The 17,224-nt window shown below is 67.9% G+C and carries 15 protein-coding genes and 1 tRNA gene; 10 read left to right on the plus strand and 6 right to left on the minus strand.

Annotated features, from left to right (window positions below):
• The first annotated feature begins 61 nt into the window (after positions 1 to 61).
• Entirely contained in the window at positions 62 to 574 is a 513-nt protein-coding gene (locus Q3A80_RS04075) for a shikimate kinase (RefSeq protein WP_446327817.1), read from the plus strand.
• Between the two features lie 78 nt (positions 575 to 652).
• Here the strand turns inward: Q3A80_RS04075 and Q3A80_RS04080 are convergent, their stop codons facing one another.
• Positions 653 to 1,963, minus strand: coding sequence for an MFS transporter (locus tag Q3A80_RS04080; RefSeq protein WP_446327778.1), 1,311 nt, complete (start codon positions 1,961 to 1,963; stop codon positions 653 to 655).
• Positions 1,964 to 2,177: 214 nt separating this feature from the next.
• Entirely contained in the window at positions 2,178 to 3,260 is a 1,083-nt protein-coding gene (locus Q3A80_RS04085; RefSeq protein ID WP_446327779.1) for a tartrate dehydrogenase, read from the minus strand.
• 108 nt (positions 3,261 to 3,368) lie between these two features.
• Between Q3A80_RS04085 and Q3A80_RS04090 the strand changes: the two genes are divergently transcribed.
• From Q3A80_RS04090 to Q3A80_RS04100, 3 genes are all read left to right on the plus strand, one after another.
• Positions 3,369 to 4,277, plus strand: coding sequence for a LysR substrate-binding domain-containing protein (locus tag Q3A80_RS04090; protein WP_446327780.1), 909 nt, complete (start codon positions 3,369 to 3,371; stop codon positions 4,275 to 4,277).
• A gap of 255 nt (positions 4,278 to 4,532) precedes the next feature.
• On the plus strand, positions 4,533 to 5,159 hold the full coding sequence (locus Q3A80_RS04095; RefSeq protein WP_040139225.1) for a LysE family translocator: 627 nt from the start codon (positions 4,533 to 4,535) through the stop codon (positions 5,157 to 5,159).
• 12 nt (positions 5,160 to 5,171) lie between these two features.
• Entirely contained in the window at positions 5,172 to 5,933 is a 762-nt protein-coding gene (locus Q3A80_RS04100) for a class I SAM-dependent methyltransferase (protein ID WP_446327781.1), read from the plus strand.
• A gap of 122 nt (positions 5,934 to 6,055) precedes the next feature.
• Here Q3A80_RS04100 and rtcR read toward each other — a convergent pair whose 3' ends face one another.
• Positions 6,056 to 7,672, minus strand: a complete 1,617-nt coding sequence (rtcR, locus tag Q3A80_RS04105) for an RNA repair transcriptional activator RtcR (protein ID WP_446327782.1) — start codon at positions 7,670 to 7,672, stop codon at positions 6,056 to 6,058.
• Between the two features lie 336 nt (positions 7,673 to 8,008).
• On the opposite strand from rtcR, the gene Q3A80_RS04110 reads away from it, so the two are divergent.
• The 5 genes from Q3A80_RS04110 (at position 8,009) to Q3A80_RS04130 (ending at position 12,997) form a co-directional block, all read left to right on the plus strand.
• A tRNA-Arg gene (locus tag Q3A80_RS04110) sits at positions 8,009 to 8,080 on the plus strand.
• Positions 8,081 to 8,336: 256 nt separating this feature from the next.
• A complete protein-coding gene (locus Q3A80_RS04115; RefSeq protein WP_446327783.1) occupies positions 8,337 to 9,476 on the plus strand; it encodes a slipin family protein in 1,140 nt (379 codons plus the stop codon).
• 60 nt (positions 9,477 to 9,536) lie between these two features.
• Positions 9,537 to 10,760, plus strand: coding sequence for an RtcB family protein (locus tag Q3A80_RS04120; protein ID WP_446327784.1), 1,224 nt, complete (start codon positions 9,537 to 9,539; stop codon positions 10,758 to 10,760).
• A gap of 61 nt (positions 10,761 to 10,821) precedes the next feature.
• Positions 10,822 to 11,631, plus strand: coding sequence for a nucleotidyltransferase domain-containing protein (locus Q3A80_RS04125; RefSeq protein ID WP_446327785.1), 810 nt, complete (start codon positions 10,822 to 10,824; stop codon positions 11,629 to 11,631).
• Positions 11,632 to 11,842: 211 nt separating this feature from the next.
• Positions 11,843 to 12,997 (plus strand): DUF1176 domain-containing protein, encoded by a 1,155-nt coding sequence (locus Q3A80_RS04130; protein WP_446327786.1) that lies wholly within the window; start codon positions 11,843 to 11,845, stop codon positions 12,995 to 12,997.
• Positions 12,998 to 13,012: 15 nt separating this feature from the next.
• Here the strand turns inward: Q3A80_RS04130 and Q3A80_RS04135 are convergent, their stop codons facing one another.
• Complete coding sequence (locus tag Q3A80_RS04135; protein WP_446327787.1) at positions 13,013 to 13,681, minus strand: O-methyltransferase; 669 nt, start codon at positions 13,679 to 13,681, stop codon at positions 13,013 to 13,015.
• A 132-nt stretch (positions 13,682 to 13,813) separates the two neighbouring features.
• On the opposite strand from Q3A80_RS04135, the gene Q3A80_RS04140 reads away from it, so the two are divergent.
• Positions 13,814 to 15,109, plus strand: a complete 1,296-nt coding sequence (locus Q3A80_RS04140; protein WP_446327788.1) for an O-acetylhomoserine aminocarboxypropyltransferase/cysteine synthase family protein — start codon at positions 13,814 to 13,816, stop codon at positions 15,107 to 15,109.
• Positions 15,110 to 15,352: 243 nt separating this feature from the next.
• On the opposite strand, the gene Q3A80_RS04145 is transcribed toward Q3A80_RS04140, so the two are convergent.
• Positions 15,353 to 16,540: a phosphotransferase enzyme family protein gene (locus tag Q3A80_RS04145; protein WP_446327789.1), complete on the minus strand. Its 1,188-nt coding sequence runs from the start codon at positions 16,538 to 16,540 to the stop codon at positions 15,353 to 15,355.
• A gap of 47 nt (positions 16,541 to 16,587) precedes the next feature.
• Positions 16,588 to 17,199, minus strand: coding sequence for a nicotinamide riboside transporter PnuC (gene pnuC / locus Q3A80_RS04150; RefSeq protein WP_446327790.1), 612 nt, complete (start codon positions 17,197 to 17,199; stop codon positions 16,588 to 16,590).
• Between the last annotated feature and the right edge of the window lie 25 nt (positions 17,200 to 17,224).

Below are 17,224 nucleotides of genomic sequence, written 5' to 3' on the forward strand. Positions count from 1 at the left end.
GACATTACAAACTGATTTCATCTCGAGGCACAATGCACGCGTTCCGATCACCCCCGTCCTCATGACAACTCCATCGAACCCACCCCTCACCGTCGTTCACCTGAACGGCCCGATCAACAGCGGCAAGACGACGATCGGCCGCGCGCTCGCACGCGTGCTGCCCGATGCACGCTTCATCGACGGCGACGATCACGGCGCGCCCGACGATGCGCCGTTCGACGTCCAATGGGCAATCGCGCTGGAGCGGCTGGTCGCGCAGATCGCGCAAGCGCGCGAACGTCACCTGGTGATCGCCTATCCGATCGGCGAAGCGGAATTCGATCGGCTGCGCGCCGCGTGCGACGCGCGAGATGCGCGTCTGTTCGTCGTGACGCTCGCGCCGCCCGAAGCGATCGCGGCGTCGAATCGCGGCGCGCGCGCACTGACGGACTGGGAACGGCAACGGATCGCCGAGATGTATCGGGAAGGGTATGCGTCACGCGCGTTCAGCGATTGCGTGATCGATACGTCGAACGCGTCGGTGGATGCGTGCGCGACGGAGATCGCTCGACGCGCGGCGCTTCCCGCCCAGTGACGCGGCGGTTGCGGTCGCGCGCCGTCATGAGCGCACCGTGCGTGCGCACCGAGGCCTGACTGCGGACGCGCGCGGCTTTCAGTGATGCTGCCGTACGCCCGACACGGCCTGCTCTCGCGCGCCGTTGCGGCTCAGCATCAGCGTGACGACCGCCGACACCGCGAGCGTGCCCGCGACCACGTACAACCCCGCCGCATACCCGCCGGTCACATGCTTGAGCCAGCCGATCGCGAACGGCCCGACGAATCCGCCGAGGTTGCCGATCGAGTTGATCATCGCGATCCCCGCGGCCGCGCCCGCGCCGGACAGGAATGCGCTCGGCATCGCCCACAGCGGCGCCTTCGCGGCACTGATCCCGATGTTGACGACGACCAGCGCGAGCATGGTCAGCAGCGCGGTGCTCGCCTGCCCCGCGAACACGAAGCCGATGCATGCCAGCACGCATGGAATCACGACGTGCCACGTACGCTCGCCGGTGCGATCCGAATGCCGCGCCCACAGGATCATCGCAACGACTGCGGCGATGCTCGGAATGCCGGTCAGCAGGCCCGTCTGCCACGCGGTGAAACCGAATTGCTTGACCATCAGCGGCGCCCACAGCCCTAGCGTATAGAGTCCGGCAGACGTGCCGAAGTAGATCAGCGCGAGCGCCAGCACGCGCGGGTCGCGCAGCGCCTGCCACGCGCCGGCCGTATGCCCGGCGTGCGTGTGCCGCGCGTCGGCCTCGGACTTCAGCTTCGCGATCAGCCAGTCGCGCTCGTCCGGCTGCAGCCATGCGGCCTTCGACGGCGCATCGGTCAGGCATTTCAGCACGACGAAGCCGAGCACGACCGCGGGCAGCGCTTCGACGATGTACAGCATCTGCCAGTCGGCGAGCCCGAACATCGGCGGCATCTGCATGATCGCGCCGGACAGCGGCGACCCGATCGCAGTGGAGATCGGCGCGGCCGCCATGAACCATGCGGCTGCCACCGCGCGCTGCTTCGCGGGAAACCACAGGCTCAGGTACAGGATGATGCCGGGAAAGAAGCCGGCTTCCGCCACGCCGAGCAGGAAGCGCAGCACGTAGAAGCTCGTCGGCCCGACGGCGAAAGCGGATACCGCCGACACGATGCCCCACGTGATCATCACGCGCGCGATCCAGATGCGCGCACCGACCCGATGGAGAATCAGATTGCTTGGGACTTCGAACAGAAAGTAGCCGATGAAGAACAGGCCGCCGCCGAGACCGAACGCGGTCGGCGACAGGCCGATCGCATTGTTCATCGTCATCGCGGCGAAGCCGACGTTGACGCGATCGAGAAAGCTGACGAAGTACAGCAGCATCACGAACGGAATGATGCGCCACATCAGTTTCCGCGCGACGCGGGTTTCGAGATTGGTTTGCATGTGTCTCCTCCTTCGAGGTCGGGCCGCGCGCTGTGCGCGCGTGCCCGGCGGGTGCCGGCCGGCGTCGCGACGAAGCGCGTGCGCCGGCGCCCGGCTCGCGTCGAACGCGCGAGTCGCGGGCAGGACATTCCAGTTGTGCGGCGAACCGGCGGCGAACGGCCGCGCATGCGTGCCGCCGTTGTGGCCGTATTGGTCGTTGTTGCCAGCGCCGCCGTCAGGCCGCGACCGCCGCGTTCGCGACGCGTTCGCAGACGGCCGCCGTCACCTGCGCGGTCGTCGCGCTGCCGCCGAGGTCGCGCGTATGCAGCGACGGGTCGGCCGTCACGGCTTCGATCGCCTGCATCACGCGCGCGGCCGCCTCCGTCTCGCCGAGATGCTCGAGCAGCATCACGACCGACCAGAACGTGCCGACCGGGTTCGCCAGGCCCTTGCCCATGATGTCGAACGCGGAGCCGTGGATCGGCTCGAACATCGACGGATAGCGTCGCTCCGGATCGATGTTGCCGGTCGGCGCGATGCCGAGGCTGCCGGCGAGCGCGGCGGCGAGATCGCTGAGGATGTCCGCGTGCAGGTTGGTCGCGACGATCGTGTCGAGCGACGCCGGTCGGTTCACCATGCGCGCGGTCGCCGCATCGACGAGCTCCTTGTCCCACGCGACGTCGGGGAATTCCTGCGCGATCTGCTTCGCGATCTCGTCCCACATCACCATCGCGTGACGCTGCGCGTTGCTCTTCGTGATGACGGTCAGCAGCTTGCGCGGACGCGACTGCGCGAGCCGGAACGCGAAACGCATGATCCGTTCGACGCCGGCGCGCGTGAGAATCGACACATCGGTCGCGGCCTCGATCGGATGGCCCTGGTGCACGCGGCCGCCGACGCCCGCATATTCGCCTTCCGAGTTCTCGCGCACGATCACCCAGTTCAGGTCGTCAGGCCCGCAGCGCTTCAGCGGCGCATCGATGCCGGGCAGGATGCGCGTCGGGCGCACGTTCGCGTACTGGTCGAAGCCCTGGCAGATCTTCAGGCGCAGCCCCCACAGCGTCACGTGGTCGGGCACATCGGGGTCGCCGGCGGAGCCGAACAGGATCGCGTCCTTGCCGCGCAGCGCGTCGAGGCCGTCGGCCGGCATCATCGCGCCGTGCTGACGGTAGTAGTCGGCGCCCCAGCCGAAATCCTCGAACTCGAACGCGAAGCGGTCGCTGCCGCGGGCCAGCGCTTCCAGTACCTGCTTGCCGGCCGGCACCACTTCCTTGCCGATGCCGTCGCCAGGAATGGTCGCGATACGGTAGGTCTTCATGCGGACATCCTCGATAGGTCGTGAGCTTGCGGGTACTTTACCGAACCGGAAATGTCGTAACCGGCGCTATACTCAAAGCATCTTTAACTTCAATTCATGAATCCCGTCATGGCGGAAACCGTCCAGCCGGCCGATCTCGGCTTCTTCTCGACGCTGGCCGCGTCGGGCAGCCTGAGCGCGGCCGCGCGCGAACTCGGGCTGACCGCGGCGGCCGTCAGCAAGCGGCTCACGCAGATGGAGCGGCGCGCGGGCGTGACGCTCGTCAACCGCACGACGCGGCGCATGATGCTGACGCCCGAGGGCGACGTGTATCTCGATTACGCGCGCCGGATCCTCGATCAGATGGACGAGCTCGGCGAACTGCTCGGCAGCGCGAAGCAGCGGCCGAAGGGGCTGCTGCGCGTGAACGCGACGCTCGGCTTCGGGCGCAGCCACGTCGGCCCGGCGATCTCGCGCTTCGTCGCGCGCTATCCGGAGGTGTCGGTGCAGCTGCAACTGTCGGTGATGCCGCCGCCGCTCACCGACGACGCGTTCGACGTGTGCATCCGCTTCGGCGAGCCGCCCGACACGCGCGTCGTCGCACGGCGGCTCGCGCCGAATCGCCGGCTGCTGTGCGCGGCCCCTGCCTATCTGGCGCGGCACGGCACGCCCGGCACGCCGCACGAGCTGACGCGGCACAATTGCATCGGCATCCGCCAAGGCGACGAGGGCTACGGCATCTGGCGGCTGACGAGCGGACGCGGCGCGACGCGCCACACCGAAGCCGTGCGGATCGACGGCAACCTGACGACCAACGACGGCGAGATCGCGGTGAAGTGGGCGCTCGACGGACACGGGATACTGATGCGCGCGGAATGGGATATCCGCGACTATCTGGCCGACGGGCGGCTCGTCGTCGTGCTGCCGGACTGCGAGACGCCGAGCGCGGACATCTATGCTGTGTATGCGCAGCGGCACCAGATGTCCGCGCGGATCCGGGCATTCGTGGATTTTCTGGCGGGCGAACTGGGCGGCTGACGATGACAATCGACCGGGCAGGCGCAGACGCGCCCGTTCGCAAACGATCTCCGGAGGGCGGGCCCGGTAGCGCTGCCGGCGGTTCAACCCGATGATGGCCCCGGCGCCAAAACAACAGAACACTTGCATGCTTGCGTGTGCCAACGACCTCACAAATGGCGTTTGGCACATGTTCGGGACAGCATCGGCAGCCGCGCGCCGAACCGAATACAATGCGTCGATCCCCGCCGCTGCGCCCATCCTGCCGGAGCCGCCATGTTCGACCTGACCACGCTGACCACCTTCACGGCCGTCGTTCTGGGCCTGTTCCTGATTCCCGGCCCCGCCGTGCTGCTCGTGCTGAGCCGCACCGTGCAGGGCGGCCGCAAGACCGGCATCCTGACCGGCCTCGGCGTCGCGAGCGGCGACTTCGTGCACACGCTGTTCGCGGCCGTCGGGCTGTCGGCGCTGCTGATGACGTCGGCGCTCGCGTTCAACGTCGTGAAGCTGGTCGGCGCGGCGTATCTGATCTACCTCGGCGTGCGTGCGCTGCTCGACCGGCCGTCCGATCCGTCGCTGCCGAAGGTGTCGTCGGTCACGCCGCTGAAGGCTTACCTGCAGGCGATTCCCGCCGAAGTGCTGAACCCGAAGACGGCGCTGTTCTTCCTCGCGTTCATGCCGCAGTTCGTGCATCCGGAGCGCGGTTCGACGTTCGTGCAGTTCGCGGTGCTCGGGCTGATCTTCGTCGTGCTCAGCTCGCTGTACACGACGCTGATCGCATGCTCGATCCGTCCGCTCGGCCGCGTCGTGAAGCGGCTCGCGTGGCTCACGCGCTGGCAGGGGAAGATCATCGGCTCGATCTTCATCGCGCTCGGGCTGCGCGTGGCGGTGCAGCAGCGCTGACACGCGTATCGCATGACGTCCGGCTCGGCACCTGCCGGCGACCTCCTCTATAGCGACCCGCGCCTCGTCGCGGTCTACGACCTGTTCAACGCCGGCGATCGCGACTTCGCGTTCTACGCGTCGTGCATCGGCACCGCGCGGCAACGGATCCTCGATCTCGGCTGCGGCACCGGCACGTTCGCGCGCCGGCTCGCGGCGGCCGGGCACGACGTCGTCGCGATCGATCCGGCACCGGCGATGATCGACCACGCGCGACGCCAGCCGGGCGCCGGCGCGGTGCGCTGGTTCGCGTGCGGTCTCGACGGCCTGCCGCCCGGCGCGCCGTTCGATGCCGTCGTGATGACGGGGCACGCCTTCCAGTGCCTGCTGACCGACGCCGACATCGACGCAACGCTGCGCGGTGTGCGGCGCGTGCTGGTCGACGATGGCCGCTTCCTGTTCGAAACGCGCAATCCGCGCGTCGAGCCGTGGCTAAGATGGACGCCCGCGCGGTCGGCACACAGCGTCGAGTCACGCGAACTCGGCATCGTCGATCTGCATCACGCGGTGCGCGCGATCGACGGCGCGGTCGTGACGTTCGACACGCACTACCGCTTCCGCCGCGACGACACGGTGCTGACGAATACGAGCCGGCTGCGTTTCATCGCGCATCCCGAATTGCAGGCGCGCGTGACGGCCGCCGGCTTCGCGTCGGCCGGCTGGTACGGCGACTGGGAGCACGCCCCGTTCGACGCGGCTACCAGCACGGAGATCATCACGATCTGCCGCGCGTGAGTATGCCCGCGTCGTCGCGGGAAAGCGGTAGCGCAGCCGTCATGTACACCTGATGTTCAGCACACGATACGACACGCGCGAACGCTCGACGCGGCCCGGACAGCGTGCGCGTCCTTTCGTCATCACACGCCGTCGAGCGCGCGCCGTACCCCTTCCCAGTCGAGCCCGAATCGCGCGAGATACTTGCGCAGCCGGTCCGCATCGTTCGGCTGCTTCTTGTTCTGCCGCGACACCGCGAACAGCGTGCGGCCGGCCTCCGACAGACTCGCCGATACGTAGCACACATCGAGCACGCGTTCGAGCTGCGCGCGATCGAACAGATCGAGTTCCGCCGCGCGCGCACCGAATACCGCGTCGACGCATCCGTCGGACGCGCGCTCGCCGCCCGGCGACGACCACGTGCGCGTCAGCCGCTCGACCTCCTGACCGGCAATCGCTTCGGTAATCCGCCCCGCATCCGCCAGCGTCGCCATCCGCGTGATCGACGCGGACAGCTCGCGGAAGTTGCCGGTCCATGCCGCGCGCGGCGACGCCGCGAACGCGAGATAGCGCCGCTTCGCTTCCACGTTGAACCGCACCTGCTCGCCGTGCTCGCGGCCGAAACGGTCGAGTTCGAATTCGAGGTTCGGTTCGATATCCTCACGGCGTTCGGCGAGCCCCGGCAATTCGTAGGTCCACAGATTGATCCGCGCATAAAGATCCTCGCGGAACGTGCCGGCCGCCACCATCTGCCGCAAATCGCGGTGCGTGCCCGCAATCAGCTCGAAGTCGCTGGTCGCCTCCACGTCCGCGCCGACCGGCAGGAAGCGCTTCTCCTCGACCGCCTTCAGCAGCATCGCCTGCTCGTCGAGCCCGAGCTCGCCGATCTCGTCGAGAAACAGCAGGCCGCCGTCGGCCGCGCGCAGCAGGCCCGCGCGCGCGGACTGCGCGCCGGTGAACGCGCCCTTCACGTGACCGAACAGCGTCGACATCGCCGCGTCGCCGCGCAGCGTCGCGCAGTTGATCTCGATGAACGGCCCCGCGAGCCGATGGCGGCCGCGCTTCAGTTCGTACACGCGTTTCGCAAGAAACGACTTGCCGGCGCCCGTCGGCCCGACGAGCAGCATCGGCGCGCGCGAGCGCACGGCGACGCGCTCCAGCTGCTCGATCAGCGCATTGAAACGCGCGTTGCGCGTCGCGATGCCGGCCTTCAGGAACGACACCGTTTCGTCGCGCTCGCGCGTGAAGCGCTGCGCGATCCGGTTGTAGCGCGACAGGTCGAGATCGATCACCGACACGGTGCCCGGCCCGCTCGGCCCTTCGTCCGTCTGTTTCGGCGGCCCCGTCTGCACGAGGCGCGCGGGCAGGTAGCGCGCTTCCGCGAGCAGGAACCAGCAGATCTGCGCGACGTGCGTGCCGGTCGTGATGTGCACCAGGTAGTCCTCGTGCTCGACGTCGAACGGATACGCGCGCGCAAAGTCGTGCAGCGTCGCGTAGACCTCCTCGAAGTCCCACGGATCGTGGATCGTGACCGGCGTGAGCCGCACCTCGGTATGCGGCGACAGCTGCGCGAGATCGTCGCGCACCTGATTGGCGAGCCGCGCGTAGTCCGGCGGATGCAGCAGCTCGAGCCGGTCGATCGCGAGGTCGGGTTGCATGCACATCGACACGGTCGGCCGCCACTTGCGGTAACGGCGCGGCGCACGACCGCCCTGGTCGAGCACGGTACCGAGAAAGCCGATCGCGACGGTCTTGCGCATGTTTATCTCATCGGATAAGAAACGATCCGATTGTATCGGAATTCCCCCGTGCCGAGCCGTCGGGATCGCGCGCGACGGCCAATGGAGAATCACGCATTCCCCTTTAGCTTCAATGCGTTGCCGGATTTTGCCGCCAGCGGCACCCCGCGCTGGCACGCTCCTCGCTAAATAGAAGCCGCCGGATGTCCCGCTGGCCCGCGAGCCAGGGTTCACAAAGCCCTGCTGGTGCGCCGCCGCCGAACTCGTTCGTCGCGGCAGTGCATGCCGCCATGGACAGACGAAGGCAAAGGGGCGCGCGAGGCAGCCTTGTCCGGGTTCGAATCCCGGAGCGCCCACTGTTCGGAAGCTCAACAGGTAGAGCAACCGGCGCGAGCCGGTGTGTGGCGGGTTCGAATCCCGTCCGAACGCTGTCCGCAAGGACGGTCTATCGAAGAAGCAGTACCCGCCGGCGCGGGCCGACAGGCCCGCCGCGCGTCGGTCCGGTTGCGGTTCCGCGCGGTCGGCCGGGCGGCCGGACGGCCCGCGCGAATGGGCGCGACGACGCGATTGCAGCATGCGTCGCCGCGCACGCCGCGCCGGCTCCCGCGCCGCCCGCCCGATCGCGTCGCACCGCGGTCCGTCCGATGCGTGCCGCCCGGCGGCCATTGAAGAAAAGGACAAGAATATGTGGAAGCGTCATGTAGTGAAAAAGAACGAACGCGCGCTGCTGATGAATGAAGGCGATTTCGTGAAGGTGCTGGAACCGGGTGTGTTCAAGGCCTTCGATCTGCTCAAGCGCCTGTCGGTGCAGACCGCGCGTCTCGATGCGCCGCTCGCCGACACCGCACTGGCCGACTATCTGCGTCACGAGGCACCGGACGTGCTCGCGCAACATTTCGTCGCGATGGATCTGGCCGACGACGAAGCGGGCCTGCGTTACGAAGACGACGTGCTCGTCGAGATCCTGCCGCCCGGCACGCGCCGCCTGTACTGGCGCGGCCTGATCGTGCATCGTCTTGAGCGCGTCGATCTCGCACAGGACAGCCGGCTGCCGGTCGCGCTCGCGAAGCGCATCGCGCAGCCGTCGTTGCGGGCGCGCGGCGTCGCGGGCCTGACGGGCGTGCTGCTTGCACAGGTGCCGGCGTATCACGTCGGCGTGCTGAAGATCGACGGCAGGATCGAGCAATTGCTGGAGCCGGGCGTCGCAGCATTCTGGCGCTTCAACCGCGACGTCGCGGTCGAACTCGTCGACCTGCGCCTGCAAGCGATCGAGGTCGCCGGCCAGGAAATCCTGACGCGCGACAAGGTCGCGCTGCGGCTGAACCTGTCGGCGACGTGGTGCTACGCGGACGTGCTGCAAGCGTTCGGCCAGTTGCAGAAACCGGCCGAGCACCTGTATCGCGAGCTGCAGTTCGCGCTGCGCGCGGCCGTCGGCACGCGCTCGCTGGACGAGCTGCTGGAAGACAAGCAGGCAATCGACGACGTCGTGATCGCGCAGGTGCGCACGCGCGTTGCGCAATCGGGCGTCGACGTGCGCAGCGTCGGCGTGAAGGATATCGTGCTGCCGGGCGACATGAAGACGATCCTCGCGCAGGTGGTCGAAGCGGAAAAAGCCGCGCAGGCGAACGTGATCCGCCGTCGCGAGGAAACGGCGGCGACGCGTTCGCTGCTGAACACCGCGAAGGTGATGGAAGAAAACCCGACCGCGCTGCGGCTCAAGGAGCTGGAAACGCTCGAGCGCGTCGCGGAACGGATCGACCGCATCTCGGTGTTCGGCGGTCTCGACCAGGTGCTGAACGGACTCGTCAGCATCAAGGGCGCATGACGGATGAAACGGCGCGGCACAGGTGTGCCGCGCCGCACGAATGAACGAAGGGTGAAGCGAATGAGTAACGACGATTTTCAGGTGATGGAACTGGCGAACGGCAAGCCGGTGAAGATGTGGACGCAGGGTGTCGCGGTCGAGGACGACGCGCGCACGCAACTGCGCAACACCGCGCAGATGCCGTTCATTTTCAAGCACGTCGCGGTGATGCCGGACGTGCACCTCGGCAAGGGTTCGACGATCGGCAGCGTGATTCCGACGAAGGGGGCGATCATCCCGGCCGCGGTCGGCGTCGACATCGGTTGCGGGATGATGGCCGCGCGCACGACGCTCACGGCCGCCGACCTGCCGGATTCGCTCGGCGGGCTGCGCAGTGCGATCGAACGTGCGGTGCCGCACGGCCGCGCGCCGGGCCGCCGCGATCCGGGTGCATGGGGCGATCGCACGCCGGCCGCCGTGACCGAAGCATGGAGGTCGCTGGTGCCGGGCTTTCAGCGGATCGCCGACAAGTATCCGAAGCTGCAGAAGACGAACCACTACGCGCATCTGGGCACGCTCGGCACGGGCAACCACTTCATCGAAGTGTGCATCGACGAAGCCGATCGCGTGTGGTTCATGCTGCACAGCGGGTCGCGCGGCGTCGGCAACGCGATCGGCAGCCTGTTCATCGAACTTGCGCAGGCTGACATGCGTCAGCACATCGCGAACCTGCCGGATCGCAACCTCGCGTATTTCACCGAGGGCAGCCGGCACTTCGACGATTACGTCGAAGCCGTGGGCTGGGCGCAGGACTACGCGCGCCGCAACCGGCAGGCAATGATGGACGCGGTGATCGGCGCGGCGCGCGGCGTGATCGCAAAGCCGTTCTCGGTCGACGAGCACGCGGTGAACTGCCACCACAACTACGTGCAGCGCGAACGCCACTTCGGCGAGGACGTGCTCGTGACCCGCAAGGGCGCGGTGTCCGCGCAGAAGGGGCAGCTCGGCATCATTCCGGGCTCGATGGGCGCGAAGAGCTTCATCGTGCGCGGGCTCGGCAATCCGGAGAGCTTCTGTTCGTGCAGCCACGGTGCCGGCCGCTCGATGAGCCGGACCGAAGCGAAGCGCCGCTTCACGGTCGACGACCAGGTGAAGGCGACGCGCGGCGTCGAATGCCGGAAGGACGCGGGCGTCGTCGACGAAATCCCGATGGCCTACAAGGACATCGATGCGGTGATGGCGGCGCAGCGCAGCCTCGTCGAAGTGGTGCATACGCTGCGGCAGGTCGTGTGCGTGAAAGGATAGCGCGGTGCGCGGCCGAAGGCCGGCCGGCCGCGCGCACTGAAATGGAAGGACAACGATGAAAATGGCAACACCATTGAAGGCGGTGCGCAGTGCGCATCCGGTCGAACCGGCCGTACGCGAACGCGTGATGAAGGAACTCGAGGACGTCGAGCGCCGGCACGATGTGCGCGTGCTGTTCGCATGCGAATCGGGCAGCCGCGGCTGGGGATTCGCGTCGCCGGACAGCGACTATGACGTGCGCTTCGTGTACGTGCACCGGCGCGACTGGTATCTGCGCGTCGAACCGCAACGCGACGTGATCGAACGGCCGCTCGACGACGAGCTCGATGTGAGCGGCTGGGAGCTGCGCAAGGCGCTGCAGTTGCTGCACCGGTCGAACCCGACGCTGCTCGAATGGCTCGCGTCGCCGGTCGTCTATCGCGAGGACGCGCGCTGGACGCCGCGGCTCCGGTCGCTCGCCACCGCATTCTTCTCGCCGGTGCGCGGACGGCATCACTACCTCGCGATGGCGAAGAAGAACTTTCGCGGCTATCTGCAAGGCGACACGGTGCGATACAAGAAGTACCTGTACGTGCTGCGGCCGCTGCTCGCGGTGCGCTGGATCGACCTCGGGCTCGGGATGCCGCCGATGCGTTTCGCGGACCTCGTCGACGGCACCGTGCACGAGGCGGCGGTGCGCGATGAGCTCGATGCCCTGCTCGCGTTGAAGATGCGCGCGAACGAAAGCGAGACCGGCCCACGCCGGCCCGCGATCCACGCGCTCGTCGAAACGATGCTGGCGGACGCCGAGCACGATCGCGACTACAAGCGCCCGTGGGGCGATGCGGCCATGCTCGACGCGTTCCTGCGCGACGTGGTCGACGCCCGCTGATAAGCGAACGGCGCGATGCCAGCGGGCATCGCGCCGTTTCCGTTGCTGTTTTCTTCCGACGACTGTCACACGAATCGTCATCGCAGCAGCGGTATACTCGAGCAGTCCAGCCGCGCCCGTCTCGCATCGATTCGCATCGCGCGCTTACGATGCGCTTGCAATCGCAGCAACCGGACGTCCGCCCTCCCCGTCACCGCCGATACGAACCGTCATGTTTCGTCATCTCCCGCTTGCCGTCGCCGTTTCCCTGCTCACCGCGTCGCTGTCCGCCGCTGCGCACGATCCCGCGCAACATTCGGTCGCGCGCGACTTCAAGAACTGGTCCGTCGTTTGCGACAACGCGAACCGCTGCATCGCCGAAGGCGGCAACGACGACATCGACGACACGCGCACCAGCATGATCGTGCGGCTCACGCGCGACGCGGGGCCCGATGCGCGTCCGTCGCTGGACATCTTCGCGTCGGCGCCGCTCGATCTGCGCACCGCGCGCGCCGACAGCCAGCCGTTCGATGCGGTGCCGGCCGAGTGGCACGCTGTCGCCAAGACGGGCGACCAGGATGACGACGTCTATCCGTTCCATATCCGCACCAGCGATCCGACGACGGTCGATGCATGGCTGACCGTGTCGCACAACGCGCAGATGCTGAATTTCGGCGACCCGGCCGCGGCGCAGACGCCGCGTGTCTCGTTGTCGGGGCTCAATGCCGCGCTACTGCTGATCGACGACACGCAAGGCCGCATCGGCACCGTCACGGCGCTGCTGCGCAAGGGCACACGGCCCGCGTCGTCGGTGCCCGCCGCGCCGGCGTTGCCGCCCGCGCCCGTTCCCGCGCCGCCCGTCGCCGATCTCACGCCCGCTGAACAGCGTCCGCTCGTCGACGCGGTGTTCGACAAATTCGCCGGCAGCGTGAAGCGCTGCGCGGCCGACGCCGACGATGAAATGTCGATGAGCGACCGGCGCAAGACGGCGTCGGCCATCGCGATCTCGGCCACCGACGCGCTCGTGTCGCTCCCGTGCCAGACGAGCAGCGCGTACAACCATACCGACCTGTGGTATCGCGTGCATCGCACCGCGCCGTATGCGCCGGCGCCGCTGAACTTCGGCGAATACGCGAGCGCGGGGCTCGACACGGCATCGTTCGCGAACCAGCTGACCCAGGCACGCTACGATTCCGCACACGCAACGCTGTCGAGCCTCGATCGCGTGCGCGGCGCCGGCGATTGCGGATCGAGCGCGTCGTGGGTGTTCGACGGCAAGCGCTTCGTGCTGAACGACGTCGCGATGCACGGCGCATGCAACGGCTTGTTCGTGGATCAATGGCCGCGGCTGTATCGCACGGCCGGCACGCGCGGCGATCCGCGCTGACGCGCGAGCGTCGCGTCAGCCGCCGACGATCGAGATCGAGAATCCGTCCCAACCCTTGAGCCCGACCGTCTGCACGGCGGTCGTCATGAGATTCGGCTCGGCGGCGATCCGCGCGAACCCGTTGCGCACGCCGACGACGTCCAGGTCGCGATTTTCAGGATCGGCCACGCGCCCGCGCCGCACGACGTTGTCGACGACGATCACCGTACCGGGCCGCGACAGTTTCAGCGCGGCGTCCAGATAGGCCGCGTTGTTGTCCTTGTCCGCGTCGATGAAGATGAAGTCGAACGGCGCCTCGCCCGTATCGACGAGCCGCGCAAGGCTGTCCTTCGCGCTGCCGACGATCACCGACACGAGATCCGCGAAGCCGGCGCGCGCAAGGTTCTGCGTCGCGACCTTCGCATGATCGGGGTTCAGTTCGAGCGTCACGAGCCGGCCGTCCGGCGGCAACGCACGCGCGAGCCAGATCGTGCTGTAGCCGCCGAGCGTGCCGACTTCGAGAATGCGCCGCGCGCCGCGAATCGTCGCGAGCAGCTGCAGCAGCTTGCCTTGGTTCGGCGCGACGTTGATCGCGGGCAGCCCGGCCGCCTCGCTCGCCGCCAGCGCGGCGTCGAGCACGTCGTCCGACGGCACGAGCGTCGCCGAGAAATACGCATCCACCTTGTTCCACTGGTCCTGATCCATCGCGCACCTTTCGTCTGTGGGAACCGGCATTCTATGCGCCGCGTACCCATAAGCAACAAACCATTCGTTCTAAAGGGCGCCGCGGCGTGCTCCTATAATCGCTCGACGATCACAACAACGGACGGAGCACCCATGACCGAACAGGCTTCTGCGAACTGGCGCCTCGAAACCATCGCCGTGCACGGCGGCTATCGCCCGGACCCGACCACGCGCGCGGTCGCGGTGCCGATCTACCAGACGGTTGCGTACGCATTCGACGACACGCAGCACGGCGCGGACCTGTTCGACCTGAAGGTGCAGGGCAACATCTACACGCGGATCATGAACCCGACGACGGACGTGCTCGAGCAGCGGATCGCCGCGCTCGAGGGCGGCATCGGCGCACTCGCGCTGGCATCGGGCCAGGCGGCCGTCACGTATGCGATCCAGACGATCGCGGAAGCCGGCGACAACATCGTGTCCGCCAGTTCGCTGTACGGCGGCACCTACAACCTGTTCGCGCATACGCTGCCGCAATACGGGATCGCGACACGCTTCGCCGATCCGCGCGACCCCGCATCGTTCGAACCGCTGATCGACGCGCGCACGAAGGCGATCTTCGCGGAATCGGTCGGCAACCCGCTCGGCAACGTGACCGACATCGCCGCACTCGCCGACATCGCACATCGCCACGGAATTCCGCTGATCGTCGACAACACGGTGCCGTCGCCGTACCTGCTGCGCCCGTTCGAACACGGCGCGGACATCGTCGTGCACTCGCTGACGAAATATCTCGGCGGCCACGGCACGAGCCTCGGCGGCGCGATCGTCGATTCGGGGAAGTTTCCGTGGGCGCAGCACGCGGACCGCTTCAGGCGGCTCAACGAGCCCGACGTCAGCTATCACGGCGTCGTCTATACGGAAGCGTTCGGGCCGGCCGCATATATCGGCCGCGCACGCGTCGTGCCGCTGCGCAACATGGGCGCGGCGATCTCGCCGTTCAACGCGTTCCAGATCCTGCAAGGCATCGAGACGCTCGCGCTGCGCGTCGAGCGCATCAGCGACAACGCGCTGAAGATCGCGCAACATCTCGCGCGCCACGAGCACGTCGAATGGGTGAACTATGCCGGGTTGCCGGACCACCCCGATCATCCGCTCGTCGCGCGCTATCTGTCGGGCCGTGCGCCGGGCATCCTGACGTTCGGCGTGAGAGGCGGCCGCGACGGCGGCGCGAAGTTCCAGGACGCGCTGAAGCTGTTCACGCGGCTCGTCAACATCGGCGACACGAAGTCGCTCGCGACGCATCCGGCATCGACGACGCACCGCCAGCTGTCGCCGGCCGAACTTGCCAAAGCGGGCGTAAAGGAGGAAACGGTGCGGCTGTCGATCGGCATCGAGCATATCGACGATCTGCTCGCCGATCTCGACCAGGCGCTCGCACAGGTGTGAACGCAAGCGGGAGTGCCGGGCTGGCCGGAACGCGCGCGTCAAGCCCGTTGATCTATCGGCAGCTGCAGGGTGCACGACGCCGCAGCGTACACGCGTGCGGCGTCCCGCGGGAGCAGCGTCCCGCTTTGGCAGGCAGACGGTTTCAGGGAGCGTGCGGCGCGCTCGCCGTACGGCGGGAAGACGATGTTCGCGCGCTCGGCCTGCTTGCAGAGAAACGCTCGGCACGCGCGTTCAGGGCCGCCCTTACTTCGCACGCCTCCGCTGCACCAGCCAGTCCAGCAGTTGCCGCCCGTCGCGCCCGCCGAACCATCGCGCATGCCCGAGCAGATAGCCGTCGTACGCGATATCGACGATGTCCGGCGCATTGACGATGCAACCGAAATACGCGACCTCGGACAACGCGAACTCCGTATGCACGATCGGCAGCATTTCGACCAGCGCCGCGTATGCGTCGTCGCTCAGCGGTTCGAGCGATTCGTAGCCGTCGAGCAGTGCATCGATCTGCTCATATTCGACACGGCGCGCATCGGCCGGCGCCATCCAGTCGATCGCGTTGCGTTCGATCGCGAGCGCGAGATCCATCACCGCGCACGTGCGATCCGACAAGCCGAAATCGAGCACGGTTCGCACCTGCGCGCCGGGGCCGGCCTCCGTCCACAGCAGGTTCGACGCATGCCAGTCGCCGTGGGTCCACAGCGGTGGCAGCGCGGGCAGCAGCGGCGCGAGGCGCGCGTGATACGGACCGATCGCGTCCGCCACGTCGCCGCGCCAGTCGCGCGCGCCGAGCGCGCGCACCAGCAGCGGCTGCGCATCGACCCAGCGCTCGAGCGCGCCCGCGAGGTCGGCCGACGACAGCACGCGGAAACTCGACAGCAGCGTACGCAACGGCCGCGCCGGTGCATCGTAACCGGCCGACGCGCGATGCAGTTCGGCCAGCGCACGGCCGGCCGCGTATGCATGCGACGGATGCGTGAACGGCTTCCACGACATCACGCCGCGATACGCGTCCACGCCCGGTGCGACGACGTGCACTTCGTACGTCCAGTCACCGGACGCAAACGCCGTCGCCCCGTCGCAACCGGCGAGCACGTTCGCCACCGGCACGCCGCGTTCGCGCAGATGCGCGATGAAACGATGTTCTTCCTCGAGCGCGGCGACGTCGCGCAGGCACGCGTGATGACGCTTGACGAACAGTGCGTGCTCGTCCGTCGTGCGCACCAGCACGGCCGCCGAAAACGGCCGCGGGCTGTGCCACGTGAGCCGCGCGGGCGCGCCGCTGCCGTCGATCCGTGCGAGCACGCCGGCGACCTCGTCGCGCGCGATCAGCGGCCAGTCGCGTTCGGCCTGCTCGCCGTCGACGCCGAACTGCGGCGGCGCGACGTCGCGCGTGTCGGCGGCGTCACGCGCATCCGGCTCGAGTGGAAATGACATGAACGACGTTGCTCCGTAGTGAATCGATCCGCGCACCGGCCCGACGGTCAGCCGGCCGGGCTCGCCGTCGCGCGCAGCGCATCGGCCGTGCGGCTCCAGTCGCGCCAGCCGATGACGGCGAGCGCGATGAACAGCGCATAGAGTCCGGCCGTCAGATACAGTTCCTTGAACACGAACATCCCGACGTACACGACGTTCACGACAATCCACAGCCCCCACGATGCAATGTAGCGCCGCGCGGTCCAGTATTGCGCGACGAGGCTGAACGCGGTCAGCGACGCATCGACGAACGGCAGCGCCGCATCGGTCCAGCGCGCCATCATCCCGCCGAGCAGCGCGCTGCCGATGACGGCTGCGATCAGGTCCGGCAGCATCTGGAGCGGGCGCACGCCGGTGACGGGCGCGACGTCGCCGGCCGGCGCTGCGCCGCCGCGCGCCTCCAGCGTACGCTGCGCGATCCAGCGGCGCCAGCCGTACACCTGCAGCACCGCGAACGCACCCTGCAGCAGCATGTCGGAATACAGCTTCGCATCGAAGAAGATCCAGCCGTACAGCGCGACGGACGCGAGCCCGACCGGCCAGCACAGCATGCGCCGCTTCGCGGTCAGCCAGATCGCGAGCGCGCTGACGATCACGCCGGCGATTTCGAGTGGGGACATCGTCTGTGCTCTCCTGTCCTGGTCA

The organism is Burkholderia sp. SR8 (genome assembly GCF_052851275.1).